General features: G+C 41.2%; 21 protein-coding genes. 19 read left to right on the top strand and 2 right to left on the bottom strand.

Annotation, left to right across the window (positions count from 1 at the left end; genetic code table 11):
• The first annotated feature begins 157 nt into the window (after nucleotides 1-157).
• The 5 genes from MHI58_RS09875 (at nucleotide 158) to MHI58_RS09855 (ending at nucleotide 4,753) form a co-directional block, all read left to right on the top strand.
• A complete protein-coding gene (locus MHI58_RS09875; protein ID WP_007499235.1) occupies nucleotides 158-934 on the top strand; it encodes a MurR/RpiR family transcriptional regulator in 777 nt (258 codons plus the stop codon).
• 130 nt (nucleotides 935-1,064) lie between these two features.
• Complete coding sequence (pfkB, locus tag MHI58_RS09870) at nucleotides 1,065-1,979, top strand: 1-phosphofructokinase (protein WP_041092776.1); 915 nt, start codon at nucleotides 1,065-1,067, stop codon at nucleotides 1,977-1,979.
• A 12-nt stretch (nucleotides 1,980-1,991) separates the two neighbouring features.
• Nucleotides 1,992-3,407 carry a PTS fructose transporter subunit IIC gene (locus tag MHI58_RS09865; RefSeq protein WP_045034781.1) on the top strand — a complete coding sequence of 472 codons (1,416 nt, stop codon included), beginning with the start codon at nucleotides 1,992-1,994 and terminating at the stop codon, nucleotides 3,405-3,407.
• Between the two features lie 15 nt (nucleotides 3,408-3,422).
• Entirely contained in the window at nucleotides 3,423-3,881 is a 459-nt protein-coding gene (locus tag MHI58_RS09860; RefSeq protein ID WP_039167830.1) for a PTS sugar transporter subunit IIA, read from the top strand.
• A gap of 2 nt (nucleotides 3,882-3,883) precedes the next feature.
• Entirely contained in the window at nucleotides 3,884-4,753 is an 870-nt protein-coding gene (locus MHI58_RS09855; RefSeq protein ID WP_025207447.1) for a class II fructose-bisphosphate aldolase, read from the top strand.
• Nucleotides 4,754-4,794: 41 nt separating this feature from the next.
• Here the strand turns inward: MHI58_RS09855 and MHI58_RS09850 are convergent, their stop codons facing one another.
• Nucleotides 4,795-6,318 (bottom strand): MDR family MFS transporter, encoded by a 1,524-nt coding sequence (locus tag MHI58_RS09850; RefSeq protein WP_017359534.1) that lies wholly within the window; start codon nucleotides 6,316-6,318, stop codon nucleotides 4,795-4,797.
• Between the two features lie 170 nt (nucleotides 6,319-6,488).
• Between MHI58_RS09850 and MHI58_RS09845 the strand changes: the two genes are divergently transcribed.
• Together MHI58_RS09845 and MHI58_RS09840 are read left to right on the top strand one after the other, a co-directional pair.
• The gene (locus tag MHI58_RS09845) at nucleotides 6,489-6,908 is read left to right on the top strand and encodes a MarR family winged helix-turn-helix transcriptional regulator (RefSeq protein WP_045034820.1); all 420 of its coding nucleotides are present in this window, start codon (nucleotides 6,489-6,491) and stop codon (nucleotides 6,906-6,908) included.
• 133 nt (nucleotides 6,909-7,041) lie between these two features.
• Nucleotides 7,042-7,515: a GNAT family N-acetyltransferase gene (locus MHI58_RS09840; RefSeq protein ID WP_045034782.1), complete on the top strand. Its 474-nt coding sequence runs from the start codon at nucleotides 7,042-7,044 to the stop codon at nucleotides 7,513-7,515.
• Between the two features lie 280 nt (nucleotides 7,516-7,795).
• Here the strand turns inward: MHI58_RS09840 and MHI58_RS09835 are convergent, their stop codons facing one another.
• Nucleotides 7,796-9,097, bottom strand: coding sequence for a PLP-dependent aminotransferase family protein (locus MHI58_RS09835; RefSeq protein ID WP_045034783.1), 1,302 nt, complete (start codon nucleotides 9,095-9,097; stop codon nucleotides 7,796-7,798).
• Nucleotides 9,098-9,205: 108 nt separating this feature from the next.
• On the opposite strand from MHI58_RS09835, the gene MHI58_RS09830 reads away from it, so the two are divergent.
• The 12 genes from MHI58_RS09830 to MHI58_RS09775 all read left to right on the top strand — a co-directional run bounded on the left by MHI58_RS09830 (nucleotide 9,206) and on the right by MHI58_RS09775 (nucleotide 23,725).
• Nucleotides 9,206-9,649: a GNAT family N-acetyltransferase gene (locus MHI58_RS09830; protein WP_041507189.1), complete on the top strand. Its 444-nt coding sequence runs from the start codon at nucleotides 9,206-9,208 to the stop codon at nucleotides 9,647-9,649.
• A gap of 273 nt (nucleotides 9,650-9,922) precedes the next feature.
• Nucleotides 9,923-11,995, top strand: a complete 2,073-nt coding sequence (locus MHI58_RS09825; RefSeq protein ID WP_258165330.1) for a BglG family transcription antiterminator — start codon at nucleotides 9,923-9,925, stop codon at nucleotides 11,993-11,995.
• 15 nt (nucleotides 11,996-12,010) lie between these two features.
• Complete coding sequence (locus MHI58_RS09820) at nucleotides 12,011-12,277, top strand: PTS sugar transporter subunit IIB (RefSeq protein WP_017359544.1); 267 nt, start codon at nucleotides 12,011-12,013, stop codon at nucleotides 12,275-12,277.
• 25 nt (nucleotides 12,278-12,302) lie between these two features.
• Nucleotides 12,303-13,565, top strand: coding sequence for a PTS ascorbate transporter subunit IIC (locus MHI58_RS09815; RefSeq protein ID WP_056408609.1), 1,263 nt, complete (start codon nucleotides 12,303-12,305; stop codon nucleotides 13,563-13,565).
• Nucleotides 13,566-13,582: 17 nt separating this feature from the next.
• On the top strand, nucleotides 13,583-14,275 hold the full coding sequence (gene alsE / locus MHI58_RS09810) for a D-allulose 6-phosphate 3-epimerase (protein ID WP_008343724.1): 693 nt from the start codon (nucleotides 13,583-13,585) through the stop codon (nucleotides 14,273-14,275).
• A gap of 183 nt (nucleotides 14,276-14,458) precedes the next feature.
• A complete protein-coding gene (locus MHI58_RS09805; protein ID WP_041507192.1) occupies nucleotides 14,459-15,499 on the top strand; it encodes a LacI family DNA-binding transcriptional regulator in 1,041 nt (346 codons plus the stop codon).
• 217 nt (nucleotides 15,500-15,716) lie between these two features.
• A complete protein-coding gene (locus tag MHI58_RS09800; RefSeq protein WP_041507193.1) occupies nucleotides 15,717-16,973 on the top strand; it encodes an ABC transporter substrate-binding protein in 1,257 nt (418 codons plus the stop codon).
• Nucleotides 16,974-17,003: 30 nt separating this feature from the next.
• Nucleotides 17,004-17,936: a carbohydrate ABC transporter permease gene (locus MHI58_RS09795; RefSeq protein ID WP_041507194.1), complete on the top strand. Its 933-nt coding sequence runs from the start codon at nucleotides 17,004-17,006 to the stop codon at nucleotides 17,934-17,936.
• Entirely contained in the window at nucleotides 17,936-18,766 is an 831-nt protein-coding gene (locus tag MHI58_RS09790; protein ID WP_056408608.1) for a carbohydrate ABC transporter permease, read from the top strand. Before MHI58_RS09795 ends, MHI58_RS09790 begins: the two co-directional genes overlap by 1 nt.
• 31 nt (nucleotides 18,767-18,797) lie before the next feature.
• A complete protein-coding gene (locus MHI58_RS09785) occupies nucleotides 18,798-20,129 on the top strand; it encodes an alpha-glucosidase/alpha-galactosidase (protein ID WP_007499268.1) in 1,332 nt (443 codons plus the stop codon).
• 366 nt (nucleotides 20,130-20,495) lie between these two features.
• Nucleotides 20,496-21,956: a CoA-acylating methylmalonate-semialdehyde dehydrogenase gene (locus MHI58_RS09780; protein WP_008343737.1), complete on the top strand. Its 1,461-nt coding sequence runs from the start codon at nucleotides 20,496-20,498 to the stop codon at nucleotides 21,954-21,956.
• Between the two features lie 224 nt (nucleotides 21,957-22,180).
• Nucleotides 22,181-23,725 (top strand): glycoside hydrolase family 43 protein, encoded by a 1,545-nt coding sequence (locus MHI58_RS09775; RefSeq protein WP_056408605.1) that lies wholly within the window; start codon nucleotides 22,181-22,183, stop codon nucleotides 23,723-23,725.
• Nucleotides 23,726-23,744: the final 19 nt, after the last annotated feature.

The following is a 23,744-nucleotide window of genomic DNA, read 5'->3' as shown; positions in this document are numbered from 1 at the left end:
ATCAACTCCTTTCACACAAACCGTTCTTTTTCTTAGTTTATGTTAAAAACAAAATTTCACTCATCCAGCTTTTCCAACGAAAAATACAGGATAAAAGAATCACCTTGTTTTCATAGGGCATTTAATTATAGTATGAAATGAGTAAGGGGGAATCGCATTGAATGAACCATTATTTAATATACCAAGTGATGTGTATCAAACGTTAAGTGAAACAGAACGTTATTTACTGCATTATATTCACCAGCATTTAGAGGATATCTCCACCTTATCCATCGTCACATTAAGTGAAAGAGCCAACGTGTCGACAGCGACCATTGTCAGACTGATGAAGAAAATCGGATACAATGGCTATACATCTTTTAAATATCGATTGAAGCAAGAAAAGAAAATGACAGATGATAGTGATCAACTAAAAAATATTGACGAAGACATCAAACTAGCCATTCGAAAAAATGAAGAAGAGGTCTTAAAGACGATTCAACTGCAAAGTATTGGGCAAATTGAAGATGCGGTTCAAAAGATCCATGATGCGGACAAAATTTATATTTTTGGCAGAGGCTTTTCAGAGATGATCGCTAAAGAGATGACCATCAAATTGCAGCTCATCGGAAAAACATGCGAGGTACATGACGACCCGAATATCATTCGGCTCAAATCGCGTGACATTGATAAAAACGAACTTGCCATCTTTGTTTCATTAAATGGAGAAACGTCGGAACTAGTGGAAGCCTGTCAAAACCTCAGTATGAAGCAGGTCACGACCATTACGGTCACAACTAGAATTGATTCTACATTAAGTAAAATATCAGATATGACACTCGTCGGATATAAAGGGGAACAATCATTCTTCCCAGATTATGAAGTCAGGTCCCGCCTGTCGCTTCATGTCATTGCCCGCATTTTACTAGACGCCTATGTGATTCGGATGAAATAAACACTCAAAAAGCCTTCCACACTTTATGATGGGAGGCTTTTTACCGTGAAAACCTTTACACAATCTGAAAACATTTTCACTGAATCGTATGAGATACTTTCTTTAGAGAAAAGAAAGAAGGTGAAACCAATTGATTTATACCTGCACCTTAAATCCTGCTATTGACCTATATATTGCATTAAAAGAAATGCGGGCAGATACAGTCAACCGCACGGAAGATGAGGATTATCAGCCGAATGGAAAAGGTGTTAATGTGTCCATTATGCTAAAGAAATATGGCTTCACCAGCACTGCATTAGGATTTATTGCTGGGTTTTCAGGTTCATATATTGAACAATCGTTAAACGATCTCTCCATTCAAACCGATTTTATCCCAGTGGATGGGATTACACGCATTAATGTATTTATTAACACAACGGAAGAATACAAACTTGTGAATCAAGGACCTGCTATTGAGGCAAAAGCGCTTGATGCGTTTCGCGAAAAAATCTCGACCATTCCAAAAGGCAGCATCTTCATTATGTCAGGCAGTCTGCCTAAAGGCGTTCCTGCTAGCATTTTCTCAGAGATAGCCGCTATTTGTCATCAAAACAACGTGAAATTTATTTTAGACACAAGCTCTAAAGCGGTTTTAGAAACACTTCAATACAAACCATATTTACTAAAACCAAATGAAGAAGAGATAGCCGCATTTTTTGGAAAAACCCACCGTTTATCAGAAACAGAACTCGTTGAATCAGGACGAAAGCTGATCGAGATGGGTGCAGAGCAAGTACTCATTTCCCGAGGAGGGGAAGGAGCTCTATTCCTTACAAACGAAGCCGTATTAAAAGGAAATGCACCAATAGGAACGGTCGTAAACACGGCTTGTTCTGGTGATGCCATGCTCGCTGCATTCCTAAGTAAACAGCTGGAAGGACAACCTCATGAAGAATGCTTACGCTACGGCATTGCAACAGGGGCATCTACCGCCTTTTCAAAAGGGTTAAGTGATTTACATGACATTGATTCATTAATTGAGCAAATACACATTCAGAACATATAAGGGGGAGTTCACATGAGCCGCAAGAAAATTGTCGCTGCCACTGGCTGTCCAACAGGCATTGCGCATACATTTATGGCAGCTGAGGCATTAAAAATCGCAGCTGAGCAATTAGGGGTCGACATCAAAGTTGAAACGCATGGTCAAGTAGGAATTGAAAACGCTTTAACGGATCAAGACATTTTGGAGGCTGATGGAGTCATTGTCGCTGCTGACAAAGATGTGAATACAGATCGTTTTCACGGCAAACCACTCATTGAAGTGCCTGTAGCAAAGGGGATTCGCACACCAAATGAACTGATTCAAGGCATTATCAATGGAGAAGCACCCGTTCATCAAGTGAAAGGAAGAGCTTCTGGAACAGAAAAACCATCTGCGCCTTCATCAGCTCAACAAAAGTCAGCGAATAAGTGGATACACACCATCTACAAACATTTGATGAACGGTGTATCACACATGCTTCCATTTGTTGTTGGAGGCGGGGTCTTAATTGCTTTATCTTTTCTATTCGGTATTTACTCAGCTGATCCTCAACATGAAACGTATCATCCGTTTGCTGCCTACTTGAAAAACATTGGCGGACTCGGCTTTAGCTTAATGGTACCTATTTTAGCAGCATTTATCGCTGATTCAATCGCCAAACGCCCAGGGATGGTTGTCGGATTTATCGGCGGCTTGCTTGCAAACGATGGAGGCGCTGGATTCTTAGGTGGTATTATCGCAGGTTTTGCAGCAGGGTATATCATCGTACTTCTTCAATTCCTGCTTCAAAAATTACCAGCATCACTTGACGGATTAAAATCAATTTTCATCTATCCTGTCATTGGTATTTTCTTAATTGGGGCTGTCATGACCCCGCTATTAGTTCCAATTACAGGGCTAAATAATTCATTAATGGATTTTCTCTCATCAGTTCAATCCACAAATCCATTGCTTTTAGGTTTAATTGTTGGAGCCATGTGTGGATTTGATATGGGAGGACCTTTTAACAAAGCAGCCTATGTCACAGGAACGGCTTTACTCGCAGAAGGTAACCTTTACTTCATGGCAGGGGTGTCAGCAGCATGTATCACACCGCCGCTTATCATTGCGATTGCCACAACGATTTTCCGAAAACATTTTACACCACAAGAACGAAATGCTGGGATGATCAACTATATTCTCGGAGCGACTCATATTACCGAAGGAGCCATTCCATTTGCAGCAAAAAACCCAGTCGTTGTCCTGCCAATTATCATGTTTGGTTCCGCCATCTCTGCTATATTGACGTATCTCTTTGGCGTACAGGTTCCTGCTCCACACGGTGGATTCCTTGTCCTTCCAGTCGTCACAGGCGCATTTCAGTGGGTGCTTTCCATACTCATCGGTTCACTTGTAGGTGCGATTTTATACGGGCTTTACCGCAAGAAAATAGACAAACCCGCAGTTTAATAGGGAGGAAGAGAAATGATGGAACATATTTATATGAATCTACATGAAACAGCTTCTTCACAGGCTGGCGTTTTCGCAGCCATAGCTGACATTGCCTCTAAAGCAGGGATTTGTACATCTCCTGAGGCTGTCAAAAAAGGACTAGCTGAAAGAGAAGCTCTGAGTACAACCGGCTTTCAAGATGGATTTGCCATTCCGCATACACAGTCAGACACCATCACAAAACCGGCACTCGTCATCGTCCGTACAGAAACCGGAATCGAATGGGACGCTTTTGATGGAAAGCCTTGCTTTTTCTTCTTATCCTTACTCATTCCAAAAAGTGAAGCAGGAACCACTCACTTACAAGCACTTTCTGCTCTTTCACGCGGATTAATGGATGAAACGAAACGGCAAAAACTGCTCGAAACAAGAACAAATGAAGAAATGCTCGCTGTATTAAAAACAGATATTTTGACGAGAGAGGATGTTTGACCATGCCTTTACTTTCCACAACACCTATGCTTGAAGCAGCAAAAAAAGAAAAATACGGAATTGTCGCATTCAATGTACATTCCTTTGATAGTATTTACTGGGTACTCGAAACGGCAGCTGAATTAAAATCACCTGTCATTTTGCAAACAACGGTTGGCACGGTCCAATCGCTTGGCGCAAAAGCCATTGCAGATACAGTAAAGGCGGCAGCTGATCAATACCAAATACCAATCGGCCTTCATCTCGATCATTGCACTGATTTTGATGTGATTCTGACTTGTATACGAGCAGGATATACATCCGTGATGATCGATGCTTCCATGCATTCATATGAAGAAAATGTACGCCGCACAAAAGAAGTGGTGGACCTTGCCTTAAAAGTAGGTGTGAATGTAGAAGCCGAGTTAGGCAAGGTAGGCGGGGTAGAAGATGATATTGTCGTGGATGAAAAGGATGCTCAAAAAGCCATTCCATCAGAATGCCGTCAATTTGTAGAAGAAACTAGTGTACCTACTTTAGCACCTGCGATCGGCACGGCCCACGGCATTTATAAAGGGGTGCCGGATATCGACTTTGACCGCATTGAACAAATTGCAGCGCTTGTCGATGTGCCGCTTGTCCTTCATGGTGGTTCAGCTGTACCAGATGAGGATGTCAAAAGATGTGTCGCACTCGGTATGGCAAAGGTCAATGTGTCCACTGAACTGAAAAATGCATACTCTGAAGCGATTCGTGATCATTTCTCAAACGAACCTGAAAGCTTAGATCCGCGTATGTATTTACAAAAAGCAAAACAAGCAGCCAAAGACATGGTCACATCTAAAATAAAGATCGTTGGCAGTGAAGGAAAAGCCCAACTTTTATATCAATAAGATGAAAAAAAGCAGAGCCGCATCGCTCTGCTTTTTTCACATTATTCGCTTTCTTTCATTTCATTTGATGTACGTACTCGTGCATTTCCCATAAATACGACCGTAATCGCCGCAAGTGCAATCGGGAATAAAGCAATCATAAATACATACGTAATACTTTGTGACATCGCATCAATCACTTTATTTAAAATATCAGGCGGAATTTGTGAGCGTGCCCCCTCTTGGAAAATGGCTTGTGGATCACCAACTTGAGAAGAAGCTCCTTTCATTCCGCTAAAAGCATCTGCTAAACGATTTGTCAGGACATTGGTTTGAATCGTTCCAAAAATCGTCACGCCTAAAGTCATCCCAAGTGATCTCATGAACGAATTGGTAGAATTAGCACTGCCGCGGTAGCGCGGAGAGAGATCATTCATTGAAGCAGATGGCAGAAGGGAGAAGCTAAATCCAACGCCAAAACCTGAAATCATCATAAAGAGCGTAAGCCACAATCTTGCTGTATCAGGCGACATATTGGCAAGCAGCAGCATTCCAGCAAAAAATGAAATCACAGAGATGGTCATTAATCGTCTAAAAGGTACTTTCGTCTGCATCGTTCCGCCAATCATACTGCCAATCACGGAACCAATCATCATCGGTGTTAAAATGAACCCGGCACTTGTTGCAGATTCACCGTACACCGCCTGGACAAAGATAGGAATAAAGACAGCTAGAATAATAAACGTCCCGCCATATAAAAACGCCAAAATTTGAGATGTCGCAAACAAACGATTTTTAAACATCCAAAAAGAAATAATCGGTTCTTCTGCCTTTCGTTCAACAATGAAGAAGATGGTGCCAAAGACAACAAACACAGCAAATAGTGTCAAGATTTGAACAGAATCCCATGCATACGATTTACCGCCAAGCTCAAGAGCGAACATTAAACTGACAACCGCAACGACAAGTGTAATGGCACCTGACCAGTCAATTTTCTGCTTACGATGCTCGAGCGATTCTTGATAAAATTTGGCGATCAAGAACACACTGACGATACCAATTGGTACGTTAATATAAAACACCCAATGCCAGCCGATCGAATCCGTAATAATTGCTCCTAACAGCGGTCCTAATACACTGGATAGACCAAAAACTGCACCAAACATACCGGACATTTTCCCGCGCTTTTCTGGCGGGAAGATATCAAAGATAATCGTGAAAGCGATCGGAAGAAGAGCACCGCCTCCAAGTCCTTGAATCGCACGGTAAATAATGAGCTGATCCATTGTTTGTGCGATGCCGCACAGCGCAGATCCAATTAAAAAGAAAATAAGTCCAAACAGAAAAAAACGCTTTCGACCATACATATCTGAAAGCTTTCCATAAATCGGCATACCGGCCATCACTGCCACCATATAAGAAGCAGTCACCCAAGCAAATTTATCAAAACTGCCCAAATCGGCGACGATGCTTCCCATTGCTGTTGCGACAATGGTGTTGTCCATCGCTGCCATAAAAATCCCTAACAGCAACCCGATGACAACAAAGCGAGTGGATGCCTTGCCTTTATGATCCACGTTATTCATTTCATTTACCTCCTGCTTACGTTCTCTTCACTTTTTTGCTATGATCAAGTTAATTATAAAGTAAGAGAACATTTATCTTGATGATCAAGATAAATTGATTTTAAAGGGAGGAGAACAAGTTGTCAATAAAGAACGAGGCAGAAGATCGAGCGGACCAGATCATACATACAATGAGACGCCTTGCTACACGAACAGTCCTATTTCACCAAGCAGCCGCTCAATCGCTCGGCCTTTTCCCAACAGATCTCAAATCAGCAGATTTGTTAAACGAACTTGGACCACTCACAGCAGGTGAATTAAGTGAAAAAACCGGTCTCAGCTCAGGTGCGGTCACAGCTCTCATTGACCGGTTAGAAAAAGCAGGCTACGTCAAAAGGGAGAAGGACCCAAAAGACAAGAGAAGAGTCATCATTGTTCCATTAACGGCTGGGAAATCACAGGTGAAGGAACTCTTTCTATCTTTATCGGCATCCACCAAAAAACTCACAAATGAATACAAGCCTGAAGAATTGGATTTAATCATTCAATTTATTACCGAGGCAGCTGAGGTCATGGATCAAGAGCTGCAATTGCTTAAGTCTAAGGCGTAAGAAAGGACAATGTGAGGCCTTTAGACGAAGCGGTAATATCTTTTATGAGAAATGTGTTATGAGGGTGCAAGAAGTTCTCATTGAGAATAACAACATAGGATGCTTATCCTAATAAGGGGAGGTATAACAGAAAGTGGAGATTATAAAGTTTAAGGAAACTGATACAAAAGAGATTGTTTCATTGTTTTATGAAACAGTCCATTCCGTAAATTCAAAAAATTATTCCCAAGTACAATTGGATGCTTGGGCACCAAGAGATGAAAAAGAATCTAAAATGAATTCTTGGAAGGAATCATTGGGTCAAAATATAACATTTGTTGCTAAAGTGAATGATAAAGTTGTTGGTTTTAGCGATTTAACGCATACCGGGTACTTAGATAGACTATTCGTTCATAAAGATTATCAAGGACAAGGTATAGCCACAGCTTTAGTTGATATGCTCGAATCTGAGGCAAAGAAACTAAATCTTTTAGAAATTGATACCGAAGCAAGTATTACAGCTAAGCCATTTTTTGAACATCTAGGTTACAAAATTGTTTGTTCACAAACTGTGGAAAAAAAGGGGGTTAAGTTGGATAATTTTAAAATGCTAAAAAAAATAAAATAATCATTTTCTTGTTATGCTAACAGATGCGTTAGTTTAAGAAGAAGGGTATAACATATTGGTCATATAAAAGATGTTATACCCTTTTATTTAACTTTTTTTCAATAGTAGAAAAGATATAATACATTGCAGAGGTGATTCAATGAATGATAGCTCCAGTTATTTAAAGAAGTTAGAAGATTTTTTAGATGGGACATTTCATCAGGATATTGATTCGCCAGAGGAAGCGTTAGATGAGTTTATCCATCTAAGTTACAAAAAAACCTTCAATGAACCATCAATTTTATTTCCATGCTTCTTTTAATAAACAAATGCCTCTTTCGATTTGTTCAAGAGTAAGGTTTGCGAAACCGAGCAGTATGTGCGGTTGTACAGGTGGATTTTCGATAAATAAATGACTTGTAGGATACACTTTAACATGCTGTTGAAGAGCTTTTTCAATTAATTCTTTTTCGGAATGGGGTGTGTGTATACGTAACATAATATATAACCCTGCATTGTCACCAATGATCTCAATTTGTTTTCCAAATAAATGTTGAACTTGTTGTACCAATAAATTCATTTTCCTTTTATAAGTATTGCGCATACGCTTAATATGCTTTGTCCATTCACCACTTTTCATAAATTCAGTCATGGTCAGTTGGTGCAATAAAGAAGCATTATGTTCGAAATGTTCAAATTTACTCATATAGATATTGATTAATGAATCAGGTAAAACCATATATGCTAATCGTATAGCTGGTAGAAATGCTTTTGAAAACGTACCAAAATAAATGACATGTGCAGCATTTAAAGAGGCTAAAGCAGGAAACGGTTTTTGTCCATATCGAAATTCTCCATCGTAATCGTCCTCTAATAAGAAACCGTTATTTGATCGTACCCATTGAATCAATTCAATTCTTTGTTGAATCGATAGTGCAGTACCAGTAGGATATTGATGTGAAGGTGTTATATACAATAATTTCCCATTTTTATGTACAAGTTGGTCCAATAATACACCCTGTTTTAATGCAGGAATACTCTCCATTTCAAATCCATGTAAATGAAAGACCTCCCGTACACCGCTATAACCAGGGTTTTCAACAATCATACTAGAAAAACTTTCTTTTAATAGAAATCCCAAATACAACAGTAGTTGCTGTGTATTACTTCCAACGATAATATTTTTGGGGTTAATGATCATACCTCTCGCTTGAAATAAATAATCAGTCAGTTCTTGTTTAAACCCCGGTTCTCCAAAAGGATCTCCATATTGAAAGCTAATGGATTGCTGCAGCACTTTGTTGGAAAATTGCCGCCAAACTTTTAAAGGGAATTGTTCCTCATCAACAGTACTTGCTTTGAAATCAATGAAATCGATCAATTGTATTGGTTCATTTCTAGTTTCTTCTGGAATCGGGGTATGAAGAAATATTGGTTCAAATTCATTGACACTATAGCTTTTACGCTCATTGGCTAGTGAACGAATGGAAGGAAGATTTTCTCCTGTTTTTAACTTTCCCTCCTCGATTAATTTTTTAAATTGTTCATAAATTTGTTTATATTTTGGTTGATTGGCACTGAAAGGGAAAATATAATGTTTCATTTCTTCATTCCTCCCTCCTGACATTTAATAAAGTATAAATCTGTACATTTTTACATGTCAGAATATCGATTATTATACTATTAATTGATATGAAAAGGGGATAGAAGAGTGGATATAGTAAGAGCTAATGAAAATGATTTAAAACAAGTTTCGGTTCTATTTGATCAATATCGCCAATTTTATAAGCAGATTTCTAATGTAGAAGCTGCTTATCATTTTCTAGTGGAACGATACCGTAAACAAGAGTCTATTTTGCTTGTTGCAAAGCAAGGTGAACAATATGTAGGATTTGTACAACTGTATCCCACATTTTCATCTGTTGCGATGAAAGATGCGTTCATTTTAAATGATTTGTTTGTTATAAACGATTTTCGTCAAAAGGGAGTAGGTAAGGAATTGATGAAAAAAGCATTTTCATTTGCAAACGATAAAGGAGCCCGATTTATCTGTTTAGAAACAGCAACTTCTAATATAAAAGCACAACAATTGTATGAAAAAATGGGGATGACAAGCGATTCTTCAACTCAGCACTATATTTATTATTGGGATTGAACACAGAAGAAATATGAACTGATGCAAAACACTAATTTGTGAAGAAAGATTTACCAGAACATTCACGACATCGTTAGCATCGTTTTCTTTCAAGTAAAAGAAGACTAAGAAATCTTTGTCTATAAGGTTGAAAGCACACTCATACGGGTGTGCTTTTTTGACGAAAAAACAGCATCCAAAAGCTGCACAGCATTTACTGAAGACATTTGGACTTCTTTGACACATGTGAGTTGATTAGACTTATAACCAAAGGGAAGAAGGGAGGGATTCCAACTGCACTTAACCAAGAGGGGCACGACTTTATTATCGATGCTGCTTCACACGACCACTTATCTATCAATTGAAGATTTACAGAATCGACTGAATGTCTCTACTCGAACGGTCTACGCTGAAATCAAGCGAATGAATAGCTGGCTGGAAACCCATCAGCTTAGTGGCGTCCAGCGAAAAGATCAACGAGGCTACTATTTAAATCCACACGAGAAAGAAGTCATTATCGAAAAAGCTGACACCGTTCTAGTCGGTCATGACTATGAACCATGTGTAAAAGAAAGACGTGCCATCTTGCTCCTATCCATTACATGCAGTGAGAAGCATCTAAAAATTGATGATTTTATGGAGATGACGAAGGTAAGCCGCAATACACTGCTTGAAGATATGAAACAACTAAAAGAAGCACTTTCAAAACAGCAGCTTACACTTCATTATCAGGCGGCCAGTGGCTATTTAATTTCAGGAGAAGAAAGAACAATTCGGTTGGCGCTGAAACCTTATATTCATTTCATTCGCAACATGATAAAAAATGAAAAAACATTTCCATCGGTTTGGTTAAAGGGTCCTATCTCATATAAGAGAATACATGCTCTCCTTCAACAGTCCGAACAAGATCTGAAGCTTGAGTTTGCAGATGACATGCTGGATCAGCTGTCTATGGATCTCTTTTTCTACTTTAAACGGATGAAGCTAGGACGTGCTGTACACATTTCAACAGAAGAAAAACGGACACTGCAGGAAACAGATGAATGCTTGGCTGCTATTCGTTTCATGGCGCAAATTCAAAAAGAAACCAGTCTTTTGGTTCATGATGATGAAATCTATTTTCTTAGTACGCTATGGCTCAGTGCCAAAAAACAAAAACTTCCAACAAGTCAAAAACCAGAAGAACATCTCATTCGAACCATTGCGAGACAAATGATCATTGACTTTCAGCGTTATGCGTGTATTTCCTTCCAGGAAGTAGAAGTCTTGGAACAAAACTTAACCATGCATTTAATTCCGGCCTATTATAGGCTCATCTATCACATTGATATCATCAATGAATTAACAGATTCCATGAAACATGCACAGCCAGAGGTGTTTGACATCACGCAAAAGGTTGCTTGCCATTTAGAGAAGGCGGCCTGTTCAAAGATGAGCGATCATGAAATTGCCTATGTGGCGATGCATTTTGGCGGCTGGATGAGAAGAGAAGGGATTTCGTCGATTGCGAAACGTTCTGTTTACATTGTCTGCGGAGAAGGAATTGGCACCAGTCACATGCTGAAAACGCAGCTTCTTGAATTAATCGGCTACATCGACATACGCGGACTGCTATCAAAACGTTCATATGAAGAATTAACATCCATTGATGCCGACTTTGTTGTGTCAACGACACCTATTTCGTTTAAAGGAAAACCTGTTCATCTCGTTCACCCTATTCTCACTGCTTATGAGAAAAAAACATTGCTTCAATATGGAGAAGGCTCAGAACCTAAGCTTGATGAGCAACATGTGAATGCTTTATTCAATATCATTCAGCAGCATACCATCGTTCAAAATGAAAAAGCATTGCTTCATGACTTGAAGGAGCTGCTTCATTCCACATATGTATCACACCAGAAAGGGTGGAAACCAGTGTTAAACGATTTATTAACAGAAGAAACCATTCAGCTCCAGCAAACAGCAGACACATGGCAGGAGGCCATTACAAAAGCAGCGCAGCCTTTGCTTGATCAACAAGCGATTCAGGAAAGTTATGTGAAAGCGATGATCCAGTCTGTTCATCAAAATGGCCCTTATATTGTGATTGCGCCACAAGTGGCGATTCCGCATGCCAGGCCAGAGGATGGCGTGAACAAATTAAGCATGTCACTTATGTCATGTCATCAGCCCGTTTTCTTTTCAAAGGATGGAAAAAAGCAAGTTCGGCTCATCATTGTATTAGCTGCCATTGACAGTATGACCCACCTGAAAGCACTCAAACAGCTGACGATGCTGTTAAGTGAAGAAAAACGGGTGAGACAATTGATTGAAGCAGAGGAATTAGCAACTATCCAACAACTAATCAATCAATTTTCACAAGTATAAAGGAGGAAAAAGAGGATGAAAAAAATTCTAGTTGTATGCGGAAACGGTTTAGGAAGCAGCTTTATTGTTGAAATGAATGTCAAAAAGGCTTTAGAAGAATTAGGACTTTTAGCGGAAGTGGATCACACCGATCTCAGTACAAGCAAAAATGAACAAGCAGACCTCTATATTGGCGCAACAGACATTATCGATCAGCTGGATGACGGCACAAGAAAGGTCGCTGGATTAAATAACTTGTTAGACCAGGAAGCCATTAAAGACGTCCTTCGTAAACACATATAATCGACGGAAAAGGGGGATTCACATCATGATAGAACTGATCATGAACGATATATTGGGCACACCCGCAATTCTCATCGGTTTGTTTGCACTGGCTGGTTTACTTTTGCAGAAAAAGTCAGCTGCCGATACTGTATCAGGCACCTTAAAAACAACAATGGGTTTTTTAATATTAGGAGCGGGCGCCACAATCGTATCTGATTCACTTGGGGTTTTCAGGAAGATGTTTGAAGCAGCCTTTCACATTCAAGGGGTTGTCCCAAATACAGATGCCATGGCGGCCATTGCCCAAAAGGAATTCGGTACACAGACAGCGCTCATTATGATTTTTGGTATGGTGGTCAATTTGCTTTTGGCAAAATTCACACCCTTTAAATACGTCTTTTTAACTGGTCATCATACGCTATATATGGCGGCTATGCTTGCAGTCGTTCTGTCAACAGCCGGCATGCAAGGAACGCTGCTGATCATCACTGGTTCAATCGTATTAGGTGCAGCGATGGTCATTGCTCCCGCAATCCTTCAGCCGTTTACAAGGAAAGTCACTGGAAGTGATGATCTGGCGCTCGGTCATTTCAGTACGTTCGGCTATTTTACAGCGGGAATGATCGGCAAATGGGTCGGGCGCCCAGAGAAATCAACGGAAACCATTCAAGTGCCTAAATCACTCGGTTTTCTAAGAGATACATCGGTGGCCATCTCCATTACGATGTCTTTGCTTTTCTTTGCGATTGCACCGTTTGCGGGAATTTCATATATAGAAAACATTAGTGGTGGTACGAACTTTGCTGTCTTCATTCTCATTCAGGCCATTACCTTTGCTGCTGGGGTGTACATTATTTTAGCAGGTGTACGGATGGCAATCGGGGAAATTGTGCCTGCTTTTAAAGGGATTGCCGATCGTTTCGTCAAAGGGGCAAAGCCGGCACTTGATGCGCCAACTGTTTTCCCATTTGCTCCAAATGCGGTGATCATCGGTTTTTTATGCAGTTTTGCAGGTGGCATCGTGTCTATTTTCCTTCTTCCATTGTTTGGTTTAACTGTCATTGTACCTGGACTTGTGCCGCACTTTTTCTGCGGTGCGACAGCGGGCGTATACGGCAATGCAACAGGGGGAGTGAGAGGTGCAGTCGCCGGTTCCTTTGTGAATGGAATACTCCTTTCATTTTTACCAGCTTGTTTACTTCCTGTGTTAGGCACTCTTGGCTTTGAAGGGACAACATTTGGCGATACAGACTTCGGTATCATCGGAATCTTGATTGGATTGATCAAATTTTTATTCCATCTTTAAAAAGGAGGCATTTCAGGATGACAGCTATTTTCTCACCTTCATTGATGTGCATGGATTTAACGCACTTCCGTGAACAAATTCAGCTTCTGAACACAAGGGCAGACCGTTATCATGTCGACGTCATGGATGGTCACTATGTAAAAAATATGACCTTATCACCCTTTTTCATTGAACAACTTCGGAAACTGACAGACGTTCCGATTGATGTTCATCTAATGGCCGAACAGCCTCAGGAATTTTTAATTGATGCATGTATTGATGCAGGCGCAACGATGATTTGTTTACATCCAGAAGTGGTGCAAAAAGACGTTTTTCGAATCATTCGGCATATCCACGAAAGAAAGTGTGAGGTCGGCTTTGTTCTCAATCCCGCCACACCAGTTGCAGCATTAGATGCTTTTATTCATTTAATAGACCGGGTGACGATCATGACAATTGATCCAGGGTTTGCGGGTCAGCCTTTTATCAAAGAAATGCTTCCGAAAATGAAAGAGGTGAAAGAAATCAAAGAGAAGGGGGGATACTCATTTTCAATTGAGGTAGACGGCTCTTGTAATGAAAGCACGTTCCGGTTGCTTGCTGAGGCAGGAAATGAAATTTACATCATCGGCACCTCAGGTTTATTTGGACTTCACGAAGAATTAGATAAAGCATGGGAAATAATGAAGCAATTGTTCGCAAAAGAAACAGCCACAATGAAATCACCTTAGTAAAAAGGAGGATGAAGCCCATCCTCTTTTTTTACGCAATTTTACTAAACAAACTATCTCCTTATCAAAACATACTCAAAAACTTCATAAAAGCACAAATTTATAATTGAAAGCGCTTTATTTATGTGTTATTCTTCAAATATCTTTAGTAAACATTTAGTCAAAATGATGAGGAGTTTGCCTATGACTACACTCAAAGATATTGCTCATGATGCAAAAGTATCCGTCTCTACTGTATCCCGTGTGTTAAATGGCGACCAAACGCTTGCCGTTTCACACGCAACAAGACAAAACATCCTCGACATAGCCAAGAAATTAAACTATACCCCAGTCAGAGCAAGAAAAGCCGATCAAGCAGAAGTAAAAAGCCCACCCGCATCCCCAGTCATCGGTGTCGTTGTCGCCCAATCCATTGACGAAGAATTAAATGATCCTTTTTTTTCATCGATTCGAAAAGGAATTGAAAAAGAATATGCCAAACAAGGTCTGTCTACTCTCCATACCTTTCGCCTAAGAAACATGGATAAAGGGGCGATACTAAAGGATATTGACGGTTTGATCGTCATTGGACGAATCAGCCCTGATACGGTTGAAAAGATGACAAACCGAATGGAACATATTGTTTTTATCAATCATTATGCGGATGAAGATTTGTATGATTGTGTACATGTGGATTTTGTTAGAGCGGCAGATCGTGCCATTCGTCATCTGCAATCTCTCGGCTATACACATCTAGGCTATATTGGCGGGAAAGAGAGGGAGCATTATTTCGAAGGAAATGCTGTGATTGAGGACGAAAGACAAACAACTTTTATCAAAAGAATGCAAGAAGCGGGAACTCTTCATATGAATGATATCCACATAGGCGAATATTCCATGCAAGAAGGCTACTCGCTTATGCAAAAAGCCATTCAGAAAGGAAATCTTCCAGAAGCCTTTTTTATCGGAAGTGACTCTATGGCAATAGGCGCTATGCGTGCGCTACATGAAGCCGGTCTTCGTGTACCTCAAGATGTCTCAATCGTGGGGTTTAATGATATCGAAGCCGCTTCCTTTTCAAGCCCGCCGCTCACAACGGTTAAAGTATATACAGAACAAATGGGGGAAGTAGGTCTAAAGCTTTTGCTTGAGCGGATAGAAGGAAGAAAGCTTCCCCTAAAAGTCGTCGTGCCAACAAAACTCATGCAAAGAGGCAGCACATGCCCAATCCATGAAAGGGGGTGAATAAGCATTTCAGTAAACAAAAAAGAGACAAAAAAGCAGGAAGGGAGCTGCTGAGCATGATGGCCAGATCATGCTGAAAACAATGCAGTTCACCCAATTGCTCTCTTATCTCTTTGAAAAGAATAGAATTCCAGTATAATGGACTTCTTTTGTTTCCGCAACTGCATGAATTCTACCTATAATCGTCTGAATTTTCAGTGATCAAAAGGAGGAAACGATGAATAAAAAAAATTTGATGCTGTGTGCAGCTCTAGTTTTGTCGATAATCTTGTCTGCTTGTGGCAATAACGGTGCGTCTGAAGCAAACGGAAAAGTGACCTTGACTCTATTCTCTACAATGAGCAACAGCGGGGAGAGAAAGGCATTTGAAGAAGTGATCCGTGACTTTGAAAAAGAACATCAAAACATCCGAATTGATGCCAACTTCCCTGGTAACAGCTATGAAGATATGATACGCGTCAAAATGGGCGCAAACGACATGCCAGACCTATTTGATACACACGGCTGGGCCAAGCTGCGATATAGCGAATACGTGGCTGATCTAAAGGAGATGGACTGGGTAAAACAACTCGATCCTTCACTTGATCAAATTTTAAAAGACAAAGATGGCAAAGTCTATGCCTATCCGCTGAATCAAGCAAAAGACGGACTCAGCTTTAATGCCAATCTATTAAAAGAATATGGCATAAAAGTTCCTAAAACACTGAATGAACTGAAAAGTGCTTTACAGACTGTCAAAGAAAAAAGTAAAGGAGACGTTGTGCCGCTCTGGATACCAGGAGGCGATAATTCTAATATTGCCCAAGTCTTTGATGAGCTGGCAACGCCTTTACTCATTACCGATCAAAAACATCAATACGGAAAAGACCTTGAAAATGGATCATTTGATTGGTCTCACTATACACCGCTTGCACAGTTTATGAAGGAGCTGAAAGATCAAGACCTTTTAAACAAAGATGTACTCACTGCGAAACTATCCCAAGCACCTGAGCTGATGGCACAAAACAAAATCGCTTTCACCTTTGTGGGAGGATCTTTAGGACCTGAGGCGACTGAACTCAATCAATCGATCAAAGTAGGCACCATGCCCGTACCAGCGATTCATGAAGGAGATGAGCAAAGCTGGATTGGCGGGGAACGCTTTACTGTTGCGGCATGGAAAGACTCAAAGCATCTAAAAGAAGCAAAACAATTCATTGACTTTTTAGCAAAGCCTGAAAACGCAAAGAAAATCGCAGAGGGCACTTCCTCTGAAACGGCTTTAAAAGAAGTCAAAGCCAAAAACTATTACTCTACATTTTACGAGCAATATGAAGATATTAAAATTGAACCATATTTTGATCGGAAATACTTACCGAGCGGCATGTGGGCTGTCATGGCAACGACCGGTCAAGAATTATTAGCAGGCTCCATCACACCGGAACAACTATCGAAGAAAATGGAAGAGGAATATAAGCGTCTGAAAAAACAATAGCAGGCTCATGCTGAAACAGGAGTGAAGCCAATGAGTGACATCACAAAAGAAAAACAGGCGGCGACATTTACCTCTTTTCCCAAACAGAAGATGAAAAATAGCCAAAATTCTTCACTTTGGTGGATGTATCTGCCTGCTGTTCTCGTTGTCAGTACCTTTATCATTTATCCCTTTTTTAATGGGATTCAGCTCTCTTTTACAAATTGGAACGGTTTCTCACAACAGTATGAGTGGATCGGACTTGATCAATACAAACGGCTACTGCAAGATCCAACCACATGGCTTGTTGTGAAAAATACCCTTCTTTACGGCATCGGGAGCACCATCTTACAAAATATGATTGGTCTTGGATATGCACTCTTATTAAATCAAAGTTTAAAAATGAGAGCCATCACAAGAACGGTGATCTATCTACCTGTCATGATCAGCCCGATTGCCATGGGCTATATTTGGTATTTTGTCTTTGCGTACCAAGGTGGTGCTTTAAACGACGTTGTTACCCTTTTTGGATTTGATCCAATGAACGCACTTGGTAATCCGCAGCTAAACACTTGGATCATTGTGTTTGTGAATACGTATCAATTCGTCGGGATTGCCATGATCATTTATTTAGCAGGACTCCAAAGCATTCCTAAAGATTATTATGAAGCAGCACAACTCGACGGAGCTTCAGGTCTTCAGCAATTTTGGCGCATCACATTACCACTTTTAATGCCATCTATCACCATCAATGTTGTGCTCAATGTCATCGGTGGACTTAAATTATTTGATGTCATTGTCGCGCTCACTGGCGGAGGACCCGGAGATTCCTCGCAATCGATGTCGACTTTTATGTACGATTTGTATTTCAAACGGCAGGATGCAGGCTATGCAGCGACGCAAGGTGTCTTCATGGCTGTCATCATCCTTGTCGTTAGTGTCGCAGCGCTCATTTATTTCAAACGAAAGGAGACCGAGGTGTGATGGATAACGCCTATAAACGAAAGAAAAGAAGGTACTCCTTACTCGCCCTTTTGATAACATTGCTGCACCTGATTCCATTTTATATTTTAGTCACGACCTCTCTAAAGGGGATAGGAGATTTTAGCTCAAAATGGCTGTTCCCATCAACGCTTCATTTTGAAAACTTTCGCATGGCATGGACAGATGCTCAGCTTGGCCAGTCCTTTTTGAATACAGTGATCATTACGTTCAGCTCGGCTGCCCTACTCATCATCTTTGGATCACTTGCCGCCTATCCGCTCGCAAGAAGAGGAACAAAGCTGAATCAAGCGGTGTATCTCTTATTCATTGCCATTATGGTCATACCGCCGCTCACCGCCCTTGTCCCGCTATACAAAATGGTTGTACAAATTGGCATGATGAATACTTATCAAATCGCTATTTTAAACAATGTTGCTGCTTTTTTGCCACTGACGATTTTTCTATATGCCGGTTTTATCCGGTCGACGATTCCCAAGGAGCTTGAAGAAGCCGCTCGTATTGATGGCGCGGGAACACTTAGAGTCTTTTTCACCGTCGTTTTTCCGCTGCTGAAGCCGATTACCGCTTCTGTTTTAATCATTGCCTGTGTGTATATTTGGAACGACTATCAATTTGCCATCTTCTTCTTGCAAGATAAAGAGATGCATACACTTACAGTCGCCTTATCCAATTTCTTTGGTCAAAATCAACACCAGCTCCAGCTAGTTGGCGCCGCTGCTCTTATTGCGATGCTGCCAATGGTCACGATGTTTTTACTTTTGCAAAAATACTTTATCGCAGGGCTGTCTCAAGGCTCTGTTAAAGGGTAATCCAACCTTGATGTAAAAAGGAGTGTCGTCTATGTCTAAAATTACATTTATCGGTGCAGGAAGTACCGTTTTTGCTAAAAATATATTAGGAGATTGTCTGTTCGTTCCCGCACTTGCCGGCTTTGAATTTGCGTTATATGATATCGACCACAACCGGCTGAAAGAATCAGAAACGATGCTACGTCACTTAAAAGAGAACTACGGTGCACATGTGACCATTCAGTCGTATCACAACCGGAAAGAAGCCTTAAAGAATGCGAAATATGTCATCAATGCCATCCAGGTAGGAGGCTATCAGCCAAGCACTGTTATTGATTTTGAGATTCCAAAAAAATATGGATTAAGACAAACGATTGCGGATACGGTTGGCATCGGCGGTATTTTCCGTTCACTTCGAACCATTCCCGTGATGCTGGACTTCGCAAAGGATATGGAAGAAGTATGTCCACACGCTTTATTATTAAATTACACGAATCCAATGGCCACACTGACTGGCGCTATGCTGCGTTATACTCGGGTTCAAACGGTTGGTCTTTGCCATAGCGTACAGGTGTGTACGAAAGATTTATTTCAATCACTTGAAATGGACCATGAAGGCATTGAAGAAAAAATTGCCGGCATTAATCACATGGCATGGTTATTAGAAGTGAAACGGGACGGTCAAGACTTGTATCCAGAAATCAAAGCAAGAGCAAAAGAAAAACAAAAAACGCGGCATCCAGATATGGTTCGTTTTGAACTAATGGATAAATTCGGCTACTATGTCACCGAATCCTCAGAGCACAATGCAGAATATCATCCGTATTTTATCAAATCTCGTTATCCAGAACTGATTGGACAGTTTAACATTCCGCTCGATGAATACCCAAGACGCTGCGAGGAACAAATCAACAATTGGAATACGATGAAACATGACCTTGTGGGAAACACACAGATCACGCATACGCGCTCTAAAGAATATGGTTCACGTATCATTGAAGCGATTGAAACGAACGTTCCCTTTAAATTTGGTGGAAATGTACTGAACACAGGAGGACTCATTCACAACCTTCCGGAAAAAGCCTGTGTCGAAGTGCCATGTGTTGCAGACCGGAGCGGTATCATGCCATGTTATATCGGAGAGATACCTGAACAATTGGCTGGACTCAACCGGACCAATATCAGCTCACAGCTCATGACGATTGAAGCTGCAATCAGCGGCAAAAAAGAACACATTTACCAAGCGGCATTATTAGACCCGCATACAAGTGCTGAATTATCAATTGATGACACCATTAAACTATGTAATGAATTAATTGAAGCACACGGGGAGATGCTCCCGGCTTATACAGAGCCGAGTCAATACGCAATTTCTTCTAAATAACTAACATAAACAGTCTTAGCCTGATGCACTTGGCATCAGGTTTTTTTAGATCAACAAACTGATCATTGACTGAAAGCGTTTTTAATATTATGATTTTTCTAAAGTTAACCAACAGTTAACCAAAAATACATCATCAATTAGTTAACATGATCATGCCACACAGACAAAACGACCTAAAAGGGGGACAGATCTTCGGAACCAAAAGAGCTAGAAGGTATAGACTTCACATGTTTTATCAGAACGTAAAGCAAAACTGTGGTTTCATTTGACAAAGAGTGTATACAGATGAAGGCCCCTTAGATGAGACAATGACGATAAATCAACACACGATTGCATCACAATCCAAACAAAGAGGAGAGAGGGAACATGACCAAAACAGATGTACAAACGTTGAAAAATTATATTGGCGGACAATGGGTGGACGCCGAAACGAACCAAACGGAAGCTGTTTATAATCCAGCTACTGGCGAAGTCATCGCAGAAGTACCGCTTTCAACAAAAACGGATGTAGAACATGCAGTCCAAGCAGCACAGGAAGCGTTCACCACTTGGTCTAAAACAGCTGTTCCCCGGCGGGCACGTATTTTATTTAAATACCAACAGTTACTCGTTGAGAAATGGGATGAGTTGGCTGAACTCGTCACGCTGGAAAACGGAAAAAGTGTAACAGAAGCAAAAGGAGAGGTGCAGCGAGGAATTGAATGTGTGGAATTTGCCGCTGGTGCACCAACCTTAATGATGGGGAAACAACTGCCTGATATTGCGACTGGTCTAGAGTCTGGCATGTACCGCTACCCAATTGGCGTCATCGGCGGCATTACCCCGTTTAACTTTCCGATGATGGTCCCATGCTGGATGTTCCCGCTTGCCATCGCTTGCGGAAATACATTTGTTTTAAAGCCTTCAGAACGGACGCCAATCCTTGCTGCACGGTTAGCAGAACTATTTGAAGAAGCGGGACTTCCAAAAGGTGTGCTCAACATTGTCAATGGCGCTCACGATGTAGTAAACGGTCTGCTTGAACATGAAAAGGTAAAAGCCATTTCGTTTGTCGGCTCTCAGCCAGTCGCAGAATACGTATATAAAAAAGGGACATCACATGGTAAACGTGTACAAGCACTTGCCGGTGCAAAAAATCACTCCATCGTCTTGAAAGATGCTGATTTAGAATCAGCCACAAAACAAATCATTGGCGCTGCTTTTGGATCAGCAGGTGAACGCTGCATGGCAGCAGCCGTTGTCGCAGTGGAAGAAGACGTGGCGGACGACTTGATTCAACAATTGGTCGATGAATCCAACCAGCTTGTCATCGGAAACGGAATAAATGAAGATGTCTTTCTCGGACCAGTCATTCGGAAAGAGCATAAAGAACGAACTCTTCAATATATCCAATCAGGAATTGAAGAAGGCGCAAGCCTGATTCGTGATGGCAGACAAGATAACGAAACAAATGGAGAAGGGTATTTTGTCGGACCAACGATCTTTGATCATGTCACAAATCAAATGAAAATCTGGCAGGACGAGATTTTTGCCCCAGTCTTATCCATTGTCCGTGTCTCATCACTCGCAGAAGCAATCGACCTGTCCAATCAATCAAAATTCGCAAACGGTGCCTGCCTATATACAGACAGCGCTTCAAGCATAAGAGAATTTCGTGAAAACATCGAAGCCGGCATGTTAGGCATTAACATTGGTGTTCCTGCTCCAATGGCTTTCTTCCCATTTTCCGGCTGGAAAGATTCCTTCTACGGAGACTTGCACGCCAATGGAACAGACGGAGTAGAGTTTTACACGAGAAAGAAAATGGTGACCGCTCGGTATATGTAGAAGTACATTTATTGAACATTGAGAAAGAATGCAGCTCCAAAATGGAGACTGCATTTTTTTGTTGTCTTCTAGTTAAAAAGTAAGGGTTTTCATCGCACTCTTTACAAGGATTCACAGGGAGAAATCATTCTTTGTATTCATTCTTCATCACGAAACATCAACATAATTTGAAATTGGGCCTAAACCCCAATATCAGGAAGATGAAAACAGGAGGAAATGACACGATGAGGACGAGGATGAAGTGCAGCGTTTGTTTATTGATTTTCACTTTGGTACTGAGTTGTTTGCCGGTATATGAAGCGAATGCGGCAAGCACTCCTATTGCCAAGCAAGTAGGAAATGCAAACCCGCTCATTGACCATCACTTAGGAGCAGACCCGTTTGCACTTACCTATAACGGAAGAGTGTACCTTTATATGTCGAGTGATGACTATGAATATCAAAGCAACGGAACGATTAAGGACAATTCATTTGCAAATCTGAATAGAGTATTCGTCATCTCTTCGGCGGATATGGTCAACTGGACCGATCACGGAGCGATTCCAGTAGCGGGGGCAAATGGGGCAAACGGCGGCAGAGGCATTGCCAAATGGGCAGGCGCATCATGGGCCCCATCAGCAGCAGTAAAGAAGATCAACGGAAAGGATAAATTTTTCCTTTATTTCGCTAACAGCGGCGGAGGGATAGGTGTCCTTACAGCAGACAGCCCGATCGGCCCATGGACTGATCCGATTGGAAAACCACTCGTTACGCCAAGTACACCTGGCATGTCCGGAGTTGTATGGCTTTTTGATCCGGCCGTATTTGTAGATGATGACGGTACTGGTTATCTATATGCCGGCGGAGGCGTTCCAGGCGGTTCCAATCCAACGCAGGGACAATGGGCAAATCCTAAAACAGCAAGAGTCTTGAAGCTAGGTGCTGATATGACAAGTGTGGCCAGTAGCGCATCCACCATTGATGCTCCTTTTATGTTTGAAGACTCAGGGATGCATAAGTATAACGGAACCTATTACTATTCCTATTGCATCAATTTTGGCGGCTCACATCCTGCTGATAAACCACCTGGTGAAATCGGCTATATGACGAGCTCAAGTCCGATGGGACCCTTCACGTATAAAGGACACTTTCTGAAAAATCCGGGTGCTTTTTTTGGTGGCGGCGGTAACAACCATCATGCGGTATTCAATTTTAAAAATGAGTGGTATGTGGTGTATCATACGCAAACCGTTAGCTCTGCATTATACGGAAGCGGCAAAGGCTATCGCTCTCCACATATTAACAAGCTTGTGCATAATGCAGATGGCTCCCTTCGAGAAGTAGCAGCCAATTATGAAGGAGTGAAACAGCTATCTAATCTGAATCCATATCAACGTGTTGAAGCTGAAACATTCGCTTGGAATGGACGCATTTTGACAGAAGCCTCGTCAGCACCCGGAGGACCAGTGAATAACCAGCATGTCACCAATATTCAAAATGGCGATTGGGTCGCTTTAGGGAATGTAGACTTTGGTTCAAATGGCGCTAGAACATTTAAAGCCAATGTCGCATCGACAGTAGGCGGGAAAATAGAAGTACGCCTTGGCAGCGCGAACGGCAGACTGGTCGGTACACTGAATGTCCCTTCCACCGGTGGAACACAAAACTGGCGGGAAATAGAAACATCGATTAACGGCGCATCCGGAGTGCACAACGTATTTTTTGTCTTTACCGGAACAGGCGGGGGAAATCTATTCCAATTTGATTCTTGGCAGTTTACTCAAAGGTAGCGAATAAAGGTGCTTAAAT

Origin of the sequence: Bacillus sp. FSL K6-2869, assembly GCF_040869405.1 — a bacterium.
GTDB lineage: Bacteria > Bacillota > Bacilli > Bacillales > Bacillaceae > Bacillus > Bacillus altitudinis.
The sequence above is the reverse complement of the archived record's forward strand: the minus strand, read 5'-3'. Positions and strand labels throughout refer to the sequence as shown.

Excerpts from the sequence above, each read along its gene's own strand:
- MHI58_RS09865 (WP_045034781.1), top strand. The coding sequence starts at position 1,992 with ATGAGCCGCAAGAAAATTGTCGCTGCCACTGGCTGTCCAACAGGCATT.
- MHI58_RS09860 (WP_039167830.1), top strand. The coding sequence starts at position 3,423 with ATGATGGAACATATTTATATGAATCTACATGAAACAGCTTCTTCACAG.
- MHI58_RS09855 (WP_025207447.1), top strand. The coding sequence starts at position 3,884 with ATGCCTTTACTTTCCACAACACCTATGCTTGAAGCAGCAAAAAAAGAA.
- MHI58_RS09850 (WP_017359534.1), bottom strand. The coding sequence starts at position 6,318 with ATGAATAACGTGGATCATAAAGGCAAGGCATCCACTCGCTTTGTTGTC.
- MHI58_RS09845 (WP_045034820.1), top strand. The coding sequence starts at position 6,489 with ATGAGACGCCTTGCTACACGAACAGTCCTATTTCACCAAGCAGCCGCT.
- MHI58_RS09835 (WP_045034783.1), bottom strand. The coding sequence starts at position 9,097 with ATGAAACATTATATTTTCCCTTTCAGTGCCAATCAACCAAAATATAAA.
- MHI58_RS09820 (WP_017359544.1), top strand. The coding sequence starts at position 12,011 with ATGAAAAAAATTCTAGTTGTATGCGGAAACGGTTTAGGAAGCAGCTTT.
- MHI58_RS09815 (WP_056408609.1), top strand. The coding sequence starts at position 12,303 with ATGATAGAACTGATCATGAACGATATATTGGGCACACCCGCAATTCTC.
- alsE (WP_008343724.1), top strand. The coding sequence starts at position 13,583 with ATGACAGCTATTTTCTCACCTTCATTGATGTGCATGGATTTAACGCAC.
- MHI58_RS09805 (WP_041507192.1), top strand. The coding sequence starts at position 14,459 with ATGACTACACTCAAAGATATTGCTCATGATGCAAAAGTATCCGTCTCT.
- MHI58_RS09800 (WP_041507193.1), top strand. The coding sequence starts at position 15,717 with ATGAATAAAAAAAATTTGATGCTGTGTGCAGCTCTAGTTTTGTCGATA.
- MHI58_RS09795 (WP_041507194.1), top strand. The coding sequence starts at position 17,004 with ATGAGTGACATCACAAAAGAAAAACAGGCGGCGACATTTACCTCTTTT.
- MHI58_RS09790 (WP_056408608.1), top strand. The coding sequence starts at position 17,936 with ATGGATAACGCCTATAAACGAAAGAAAAGAAGGTACTCCTTACTCGCC.
- MHI58_RS09785 (WP_007499268.1), top strand. The coding sequence starts at position 18,798 with ATGTCTAAAATTACATTTATCGGTGCAGGAAGTACCGTTTTTGCTAAA.
- MHI58_RS09780 (WP_008343737.1), top strand. The coding sequence starts at position 20,496 with ATGACCAAAACAGATGTACAAACGTTGAAAAATTATATTGGCGGACAA.
- MHI58_RS09775 (WP_056408605.1), top strand. The coding sequence starts at position 22,181 with ATGAGGACGAGGATGAAGTGCAGCGTTTGTTTATTGATTTTCACTTTG.